This is a genomic window from bacterium Unc6, assembly GCA_013626165.1.
GTDB lineage: Bacteria > Omnitrophota > Gorgyraeia > Velesiimonadales > Velesiimonadaceae > Velesiimonas > Velesiimonas alkalicola.
In genome coordinates, this window is the sequence record NDHX01000019.1 from 1 (window position 1) to 8920 (window position 8920).

At 36.7% G+C, this 8920-nt stretch carries 17 protein-coding genes; 3 read left to right on the plus strand and 14 right to left on the minus strand.

All coding sequences use genetic code 11. From position 1 onward, the window contains the following. Positions 1 to 255, plus strand: a 255-nt coding sequence (locus B9J78_06635) for a hypothetical protein (GenBank protein MBA2124587.1), incomplete at its 5' end; no start/stop codon positions are given. A 55-nt stretch (positions 256 to 310) separates the two neighbouring features. Here the strand turns inward: B9J78_06635 and B9J78_06640 are convergent. The 14 genes from B9J78_06640 to B9J78_06705 all read right to left on the minus strand — a co-directional run bounded on the left by B9J78_06640 (position 311) and on the right by B9J78_06705 (position 8113). Beyond that, the gene (locus B9J78_06640) at positions 311 to 535 is read right to left on the minus strand and encodes a CopG family transcriptional regulator (GenBank protein ID MBA2124588.1); all 225 of its coding nucleotides are present in this window, start codon (positions 533 to 535) and stop codon (positions 311 to 313) included. Next, a complete protein-coding gene (locus tag B9J78_06645; GenBank protein MBA2124589.1) occupies positions 525 to 806 on the minus strand; it encodes a hypothetical protein in 282 nt (93 codons plus the stop codon). The genes B9J78_06640 and B9J78_06645 overlap by 11 nt, the downstream gene beginning before the upstream one ends. A 66-nt stretch (positions 807 to 872) precedes the next feature. Then, positions 873 to 1196, minus strand: a complete 324-nt coding sequence (locus B9J78_06650) for a hypothetical protein (protein MBA2124590.1) — start codon at positions 1194 to 1196, stop codon at positions 873 to 875. Beyond that, entirely contained in the window at positions 1177 to 1749 is a 573-nt protein-coding gene (locus B9J78_06655) for a hypothetical protein (GenBank protein MBA2124591.1), read from the minus strand. Before B9J78_06655 ends, B9J78_06650 begins: the two co-directional genes overlap by 20 nt. A gap of 682 nt (positions 1750 to 2431) precedes the next feature. Further along, positions 2432 to 3295: a hypothetical protein gene (locus B9J78_06660; GenBank protein MBA2124592.1), complete on the minus strand. Its 864-nt coding sequence runs from the start codon at positions 3293 to 3295 to the stop codon at positions 2432 to 2434. Then, positions 3292 to 4215, minus strand: a complete 924-nt coding sequence (locus tag B9J78_06665) for a DNA modification methylase (GenBank protein ID MBA2124593.1) — start codon at positions 4213 to 4215, stop codon at positions 3292 to 3294. The genes B9J78_06660 and B9J78_06665 overlap by 4 nt, the downstream gene beginning before the upstream one ends. 53 nt (positions 4216 to 4268) lie before the next feature. Continuing rightward, positions 4269 to 4694, minus strand: coding sequence for a hypothetical protein (locus B9J78_06670; protein ID MBA2124594.1), 426 nt, complete (start codon positions 4692 to 4694; stop codon positions 4269 to 4271). Between the two features lie 244 nt (positions 4695 to 4938). Next, a complete protein-coding gene (locus B9J78_06675) occupies positions 4939 to 5901 on the minus strand; it encodes a hypothetical protein (protein ID MBA2124595.1) in 963 nt (320 codons plus the stop codon). Between the two features lie 107 nt (positions 5902 to 6008). Then, positions 6009 to 6281, minus strand: coding sequence for an antitoxin (locus tag B9J78_06680; protein MBA2124596.1), 273 nt, complete (start codon positions 6279 to 6281; stop codon positions 6009 to 6011). A gap of 5 nt (positions 6282 to 6286) precedes the next feature. Further along, the gene (locus B9J78_06685; protein MBA2124597.1) at positions 6287 to 6559 is read right to left on the minus strand and encodes a toxin; all 273 of its coding nucleotides are present in this window, start codon (positions 6557 to 6559) and stop codon (positions 6287 to 6289) included. A 179-nt stretch (positions 6560 to 6738) separates the two neighbouring features. Beyond that, positions 6739 to 7017, minus strand: a complete 279-nt coding sequence (locus tag B9J78_06690; protein ID MBA2124598.1) for an antitoxin — start codon at positions 7015 to 7017, stop codon at positions 6739 to 6741. Between the two features lies 1 nt (position 7018). Further along, positions 7019 to 7297 carry a hypothetical protein gene (locus tag B9J78_06695; GenBank protein ID MBA2124599.1) on the minus strand — a complete coding sequence of 93 codons (279 nt, stop codon included), beginning with the start codon at positions 7295 to 7297 and terminating at the stop codon, positions 7019 to 7021. Between the two features lie 268 nt (positions 7298 to 7565). Further along, positions 7566 to 7823 (minus strand): hypothetical protein, encoded by a 258-nt coding sequence (locus B9J78_06700; GenBank protein MBA2124600.1) that lies wholly within the window; start codon positions 7821 to 7823, stop codon positions 7566 to 7568. A 32-nt stretch (positions 7824 to 7855) separates the two neighbouring features. Beyond that, positions 7856 to 8113, minus strand: a complete 258-nt coding sequence (locus B9J78_06705; GenBank protein ID MBA2124601.1) for a hypothetical protein — start codon at positions 8111 to 8113, stop codon at positions 7856 to 7858. On the opposite strand from B9J78_06705, the gene B9J78_06710 reads away from it, so the two are divergent. Continuing rightward, positions 8112 to 8393, plus strand: coding sequence for a hypothetical protein (locus tag B9J78_06710; protein ID MBA2124602.1), 282 nt, complete (start codon positions 8112 to 8114; stop codon positions 8391 to 8393). The genes B9J78_06705 and B9J78_06710 overlap by 2 nt on opposite strands. A 112-nt stretch (positions 8394 to 8505) precedes the next feature. Continuing rightward, positions 8506 to 8868 (plus strand): hypothetical protein, encoded by a 363-nt coding sequence (locus B9J78_06715; GenBank protein ID MBA2124603.1) that lies wholly within the window; start codon positions 8506 to 8508, stop codon positions 8866 to 8868. The last annotated feature ends 52 nt before the right edge of the window (positions 8869 to 8920 follow it).

The window sequence follows — 8920 nt, forward strand, 5'->3', positions numbered from 1 at the left end:
AATGACTCTGAAGAACTTCTTTATCGTTTCATCAGATACTTTGCTTCTAAATCGAAGCCGATAAGCAGGAACTCCCAAAACAAAGTATTCCAAAAGTTTCTTTTTATCACTTTCGGGAATCCTGAATGCATCCCAGATACTTTTAAAGGTATATTTGTAAGCACACTTGCGGCATTTGTATCTGCCATCTTTAAGTTTCCAAGCCCAGTGATGGCTGCATCTTGGACATCGCCGCTTCATAATGTATTATTTTAGCAAAATTTTGGTCCGTTTTCATTAGCCATTACCTAATTTTTTTATCATAACTCAATTAATGCGCAATAGGCTCTAATCGCTCTGCCATCCAAATTTTAATTAGGGCTGTTCTAGCAACACCAATTTTTCTTGCCTCTTTGTCTATTCTTCTCAAAAAGGAAATGGGAAAATCAATATTAATTCTCTGGACTTGTTTATTGACCTTTGCCTTCTTGATATCAAGCAAATCTGCCATGTCCTCTCCACTATCAAACCTCTTATCAAATTCTTTAGATGTTATTTCTTTCTTTAATTTTTTCATGGTATATTCTCCTTTCTTTGTCTCTAGTCCTTCTACATGAGATTATTCTTATTTTTTCTCTTCTGGTGGTGAAAATGCAGGAATATAAGTTTGGTCCTATTTTACCAATAATCATATACCTTTGTTCTCCTTTAGTAATTGCCAGTAAAATAACGTTATCTCCTGCCCAGAGAACCTCGGCCTCTTCAAAGGTTACCCTATGCTTTTTCTTGTTTGCTGCTGATTTGTTTGTGTTATATTCAAATTCCATATTAAAATTATACCATATTTATTTATTTTTGCAACAATTTTTTATTATTATTTTCTGTCGAGCCTCTCAAACCAACGCCTGAATAAAGTTATCATAGTATTTCTGTGGAAGCAGTCCTTCATCTACATAGAACGCTTTAATGGCAAAAGCTAATTGGATATGACTTTTTTCTCGATACCTCTTTTTGTACAGAAGCGCCCTTGCGGTATGAAATATTGCATAATAGGCTAAAGTAGTTGCAGATTTAAAACGCTCTCTAGAAAATAAATCTTTAGCATCAAATAGATCCTCTTTGGCTGCCTCCAATTCTTTAGAAATAAGCTTGGGACCGACGGGAAAAGAAATGATTTTCTTCTTCTCAAGTGCTTCCTTAAGGTCGTATTTCTTCATAAGTTGGCCTTCCTTTCCAAAGGGTTATGCCCCTTTCTATCTGTCTATGGAATACGCTGTCCTCTTTTTTTGATGAGACAGATTCTAAAGGATCCTGGATGATTGCCTGATACTTTACATCAACAGTTTTATATTCAGCAACAATTCTTCTTACTTCTTTTTTATATTCTGTAAGAATAAACAAATCTATATCGCTTTCTTTAATATTAGAGCCATCTGCACAACTCCCAAAGAGAACAATCTCATAGCAATATTTTTGAATTTCTTTCACCAACCCTTGAAGACCTAGCAAATTCTCAAATATCTTGAATTGCCTTAAGACAAAATTATCCGCGTTGAGTCTGTATAAGAATAGATTGCCCTTTCTTTCTCTGGATAGGATATCCAATTCTAAAAGCAATCTCAATATTTGATTGGTTGCACCCTTGCTAGATTTAGTTACTCGGAAGATCTCATTGGCAGAAAATACTTCTCCCGGATGATTAGAGATAAAGGAGAGTATCTTTAAAGGAGTATAGTGGTAGAGGTGTTTTTTGATTTTTTGATTGTTCATTATATTGTTCTATTCGTTCATTATAATGAACAACTGATTTGATGTCAAGTCTTTATTTTTCCTACCCTCTTTAGGCCGACGCCCTCTTCTGATACCTTTATGGTTCTAACCGTAAATGTATCTCTGTTTCATTCTCAGACATAATCTCAGTTATTTTATATTCTGGTATTTTTAACCTTTTTTTGATACCATATACTTGCATCGATTACCTCCCTGATTAGTTGGTTCTAGAGAACTAAACTATATCAGGTTTTCGCGGTAATCGATGTTTTTTTATTTCCCCTTATTTTTCAACGCCTTATATAAATTACTCCACAATAATTACGAAAGAACCACTTTTTTTATGGTATAGGAAAGTATACCCCCAAAGGGCACAAGTAAAACTTTCCTAACCACTGAAAATAACCTAAATAGTTATTACCGAAGGTAATTTTTTTAAGGAGTGACTCTCGTCGAGAAAAGGGCAATGGTTTTATATGGACAGACTTATTATCTTTTAACTGCGGGGCCTTTAGAGCGTATTTTTTGGTGGTTTATCGTCGGGAAAGCGCTTTTTGCCTTTTTGGGTCCCAAAGAGGTTAGATAACGTCTCTAGAATGCCCTAAAAATCATTCATATTTGCGTTATATGGGGTTCTTCTCAGGTAGGTAATGGTCTGTTCGCGGCAGGCGTTAAGATGTCTTCAGAAATATTTTTGGAGTCTCTGATTAAGAAGAGAGGCTAGTTTTTTATAGGGAATGCTATCTTGGGACTTAAAGAATTCTAACAATAGTTTCAGCGTTTCGCCTTTTCTAAATATCGCCTTGACTATTCCTTCATCCCATAGCCTTTCGTTTTCTAAAAACTTTCTCCAATTACGCAATTCCAGCGCTTTTATCTCTTCGAGACTTTCCTTTGGATTGCTATCTAAGTTAATCTCAGGTAGTTCAGGTAAAGAATCTTTCCATTGCTTTAACCAGGTAAGCATTTGTTCCCAGGATTCAGAGCGCCCTAAAAATTCAAATAACTCCTTCCCATAAAATAAATAGATTTTGATTCCGTAAAAAGAAGATAATCTTTTTATCTCTTGGTCGTAATAATTCTTATTTTTTATTAAATCAGGATCTATAAAATAAATAATAGCTGCTAAGTTGGTTTTTTCTTTTTCGTATAATACTTCGAGTTTTGACTCAAAATTGGCTACTTGCCCTCTCTTTTTTGTAGAATCGTGATCGTCGCGGACTTTTTGCTCGATGAAATAGACCATCTTACCTTTTCTGAAATGCTGATCAAGAGTTAAGGGCTCACCCTCTTTACTGTCTATGCTTTTGTCTAATAATTCAAACCCAAATTCCTTTAGATTTTCCTCGATAACCTCTTCGATAGCGTCTCCAAATCTAATTTCATGAGACTGTAAAAGGTGTTGAAGAATTTTAGCTCCTGGTTTTGTCGGTCTAAACAATCCTATAAAACGCTCTGGTCTTTCTGCAATTCTTTTTAATAGCTCCTTCTTTTCGCCTTCAAATATATGCTTATTCAGTATCGCGCAAAACTTCCCGTAATTCATTTGCTTTTCTCCATTTCCATGTACTTATTTTCCATTTGCTTGTCTATCAAGGGTTGTTGGCTTATCCTTAATGGGTGCTTGAATCTTTTAACCATACCATCTACATATTTTTGATTGATTTCTATCATGATAAAATTTCTATTTAGTGCTTGCGCAACATAGCCTGTTGTGCCGGTTCCAGCCACAGGGTCCAAAACTACGTCATCCTTTTTAGAGGCAGTTAGTATCACTCTTTTAAGTAATTCTATTGGCTTTTGCGTGGAATGTAATTTTTTTCCTTCTTTATCCTTAAGCCTCTCATGTCCCCAACACAGTGGTAAGACCCACACGTTGGCCCCTACCTTTCCAACGCCAACACTTTTTGCAAGCTCTTTATCAAAAAAATGTCCCTTAGCTTTTTTATCTTTCACAGCCCAGATAAGGTTTTCAGTTGCATTTGTAAATCTTACACCTAACCAGTTTGGCATGGGATTAGTTTTTACCCATATTACATCGTTAAGTATCCAATAACCCATGTCCTGCATGATCTTCCCAATTCTAAAAATGCTGTGGTATGTTGCGATAACCCAAATTGTGGCCTTGGGCTTCATCACTCTTTTTACTTCTGTAAGTAGTCTCTGAATAAATGCGTCATATTCTTGAAAAGATGAGAACTTATCCCACGCGTCATTTACGCCTTCGACTACTGTATTGACCGTCCATCTTCGCAATGCTTTATTATTTGGCAGCTGTAAAAAATATGGCGGATCGATAAACACTAAATCGACGCTTTCTTCTGGCATTTTGGGAAGAATCTTAAAAGTGTCCCCCACGATAATTTTATTCTTTATTTCATTAAGGTGGTATTCGTGCTTATTATTTGTATCTTCGATTACCAGCGATTCTGACTTTTTCTCTTTCTGGTCTGGTTGAAGATACATAACTTTTGAATTGCCCATTGTTTTTCTCCTTTATTATATTTATTTTACTATATTCACTCTATTTGTGCAAAGTATTCTATTGTCCTCTTAGCTTTCTCTCTATCTTTTAGCAATAGTGAAGTCTCATTGTTATGCCTTAATCCATCGAAAGTATAGTTATGACTTCCTTTATTTTTTCCTTTTTCTGCCCATTTAGCTGCTTCAGCAATTATACTATTACACCCAAAACCAAATCCAAAGGCAAGACAAAATAATTTAACCGAAGCCTCAAGGCCAACGCCGGGTTTAGCCACATTAAATTGTGGGAATATCAAAAGCGTAGTCATTACCCCTAAGGCAAGCGAAGCCACAGCCTGAATCCAGTATCCATTCCAGAATTTTTTTACTTTTCCCTGCTTTAATTTTCTTAAATAGGGAACCAATGTCCTGGCCAAAACCCCAAATAAAATTCCTAAAAGTTTTAAGACAAGTTCTGCCATTTAGACCTCTTTTTCCTTCAATTCCTTTTCCTTTAAGTTATTCGCGCGCTTCATCTCTAGTTGAATCTCTTTAGCCACATTTACTACACGCTCAAGCGCCTCTTTAAGCTATTCCCATTGTTTCTCATCAAATTTAAGCCAGGGCATAGATTCACTCCTTCTCTAAAATTTATACTTGAATGCCAACCTCACTGCCTCAGTTCTTGAGTCATCTTTTTGCTCGTAGTCCGTGTATACTAGGGGGTCAGGTCTCAACATTCAACAAACTCGCATGTTTTTCTAACCCTATCAGTAGTTTGTTTAGCGTGTTATCCTCTTTCCTTTTGTTCTGAGTTCGCCTGAATGCTTGGGATACACCTGCATCGGTTATTCTACCATAAAAGTCAGCTATTTGGTTAAGCGTTTTTTGTGTATATTTGCGGGAAAGATATAGACAAAGTTTCCTCTGCAATTTCTTATTAGTTGGTACATTTTCTTCTACGACCTGTTTAATCCTTTCTAAGGAAGGTTCTTTTCTTTGCTTCAAATCTTTTATGATGGGAATTTCGGGATTTTCTTCGCCATGGATGAATCTATCTATTATATTTTCCACAAATTCTTCGCTTCCCAGAATAAAGCCTTTTATCGTATTTTTCCTTATGATATCTTTTTCATCTCCGATAGCTTCCATAACAAAGTTTTTGTATAATCTCTTTGCTTGTAGAATCTTATCATCGAACATTGAGAGGATAAAACCTGTATTGAGCCATCTTGGCGGTTTAACTTTGGGAGAAGTAAAATAATGATAGCTGCTCCAGTGATATTCTTTGGGGTCTTTTACAAGATTTACCCTGACTGGGTTTAAATGGATATATCTTGAAAGATGGTGAAGATACTCGTCTTGTTCGACCAAAATAGCTTTATATCGGCCTTGATAAAGCGGTCCCACTCTTTTTCTTTGGGCATTATAATATGTGGCATAGCTTGTGTTGAGATAGTGCATGACCTTACTTAGGTTTCCCCAGGGGGTTTCAAGAATTATGTGATAGTGGTTATTCATGAGGATATAGGTATGGATGATTGCGCCATATCCGGTATGAGCGAAATCAAAATAAGAAAGAAACCTTTGTTTATCGCTGTCGGCTATAAAAATGTCTCTTCGCTCTATTCCGCGCTGGATAACATGATAGAAGGCGCCTTCGTATTCTATTCTCAGTGGGCGGGCCATGACATTATCCTTTCACCACTACGATAATATCATAGAGATAAAATTCTGTCAAGTGTTGAGACCTGACCCCTGACCCTTCTAATCTTTTTTAGGAACATTTGGTGAATTTACACTGCTTTTTCGATAAGATTTCCATCGGCATATTTATGCAGTACGCTTGATATCAATGTTTGATAAGGTAGCCCGTTTTCTACAGCCTTACGTTGAATATGCATTATATCTGCTTCCGATATCCTGATATTTATTCTCTTATTCTTGCGTAAAGTAGACTTCGCATATTCACGATACCGCGCAATTTCTTTTTTAACGTTTGGAATGGATTTAAAAGTACCCTGCTCGTAAGCCTCAAGAATTTTTTTATCTTTTTCTTTTATTTTCATGCTTATCACCCCCTCAGATATTTTTTCGTTGCCTTACGGCTTGGAATTATTGTCTTTAAAAAGATTACATCTTCACTTTCTATAAAAGGAACTAAATATGCGTAGTTCTCTACGTTTATTATAAACATCCTCTGTCCTGGATATTTACTTTGCTGTGGGTGTGGAACAATATCCAATACATCTCCTCTATCAATGTAAAATACAATATCCCCAAAGGATATCCCGCACTCCTCTTTTAATTGAACGTTCTTCTCACTATTCCATTCAAATAATTTCATTCTATTATAATTGTAGCATCTTGTGTGCCTTTTGTCAACAAATATTCTCTTTTACCTCTGCGTCAACGCCTCAGCTGCCTCCTCTAAATCTTCCGGAAACACATCCACATAATACCTCAACCCCGTTAGATAAGTTTTTCTATCTAACGGGGTCAACGTCGTCGCCACATCTGAAGTCTTTATGCCTTTGGTATTAATTTACCATTCAGATATTTATGTACTATACTTGTAATCAGTGTTTGATATAGAATACCCTCATCTACGGCTTTGCGTTGAATACCAATGAAATCCTGCTTGGACATACGGATACTAATCCTCTGATCTTTTTTCAAGGCATTTTTGGCATATTTAGCATATTTCTTGATCTCTGCCGCCATATTTTTAACTGGTTTCCACTCTCCTCTTTCAATAGATGATGATAATTCTTGTTCTTCTTTATCAAGTTGATAATTACGCATCTTAATCGCCTCCCTGTCTCAAATATTCCTTAGTTAACTTACGGCTAGGAATAATAGTTTTGAGAAACAAATCATCTCCCGTCTTAACAAATGGAACATAATAAACGTAATTGTTTAACTCCATAACAAAGACTCTCTGGTTCTTGTATTTTTTACTGGGATTTTGGATAATAGCCAATACTTGCTGATTTTCAATACAAACCAATATTTCTTCAAATGAAATATCTCGTTCAGTTTTTAACTTTTGATTTTTAGTTGGATCCCAGTAAATGTTCCCCATTAAAATAAGTATACGCTATTCTGTGTTAAATGTCAACACATTTAGCACAGATTTTTTAACTCTTTAAACCCCTCTCTACAATCTAAATAATATTACTTCTGCGCCAGCATCTCTGCCGCTTCCTATAGATCTTCCGGAAACACCCCGTACAAAAATCTTCGATTTTCTACGGGGCAAGCATCCACATAATACCTCAACCCCGTTAGATAAGTTTTTCTATCTAACGGGGTCAACGTCGTCGCCACATCTGAATTCTAGTTAGGAAAATCTACTCCTGTTTCTCTTTCATCTTTTTAGCAATTAATTCTGCTTGTTTTTCCATTAAACTATGGGTTTCTTTAAGCCTGAGATCCCACATAGCATGAGCTATTCCAATAATCCAAAAAATCAACCCTATTCCAAAAAACCATATAGTTAACCAACCCATCAGATAAAAAATTGGATTAAGAATAAATGCTCCCCATCTTTTTCTAATAAGGAAATACAACGGCGAACAGAAAATACCAACCATCCACATTCCAAACATAAAAGTACTCCCCTTCCATAATCCAAATAACTTTATTCTTTATATTCCACTGCCTGCTCAGCCCAGGCAGAAATTACCTGCTCATTTGCCTCTTTTAGTCTTTTTGCCAGATTAAGCTTCTCATAGTATTCTTTGAGGGCAGGGTCTGTTTTAAGCGCATCATCCATTTTTTTCTGAAGGTCAAGCATACTTTGAGTGGTTAATACTTCATCTGAAAGAGGCAGCGTCTTTACTAATTCATCCCCTACTGGCAGCGCTGAGATTCTACTTGCAAGCTCGTTGTTATTCATGCTATGTTATGATACACAATTTTCTCCGAATAGTCAAGTGGTACTCAAGAAATTGGAGCGCCTGTGTAGTTACAAAATTCTGGGGATTATCCTGAACCGTTATCAAAAGAGGGGAATAGTTGAAGAAACTAATCCCCAGGTCATTGAAGAAATGGCTAACCTAAAAGTCTTTGGGGTTATTCCCGGGATAGATGACATATGCTTAAATTCTCCCCGCCTGGGCAGAGGCGTTGAGATTTTAGGGGAGAGGCTGACGCCTTCATTGTGGAGTTGTCTTTGAATACAGAGTCAATGGATTGCGGATTCGATATGCTCGGAACCGTCTCTGGCCCCGAGATTGAACACAGAGACGAGCCAAACTGCTACCGCGAACTCCTGCTGTAAGAAAATAAATGAATAATCAATTACTGTTCTGTTTTGCAATTATAATTCTTAGCGGAGCGCTGCTTACCGTATTATTTTACTACCATAAAAAAGTGAAGAAGATTAGGTGTTCTAATGAGAACCTCCTGGACCTGAATAGAAATTATCTTGATGTGCTGGGGTTTGTTTCCCATGAACTGAAAGGGATACTGGGCTCGGCAATAATGTGTGTCCATTCGGTAAGAGATGGTTTCCTGGGGATGATGAATTTTAAGCAGAGGAAGGCTCTTGATTCGGCGGTAAGGAATTTAGAGAGGCTTGAATTCACAGTCAAAAATTATCTGGACCTTTCCCGAATAGAAAAAGGAGATGATATGATAACAGTCAAATGATGTTGGTGAAGACTCTGGATTACTGGTAATATAGCCGTGGTCTGGAGTAGAT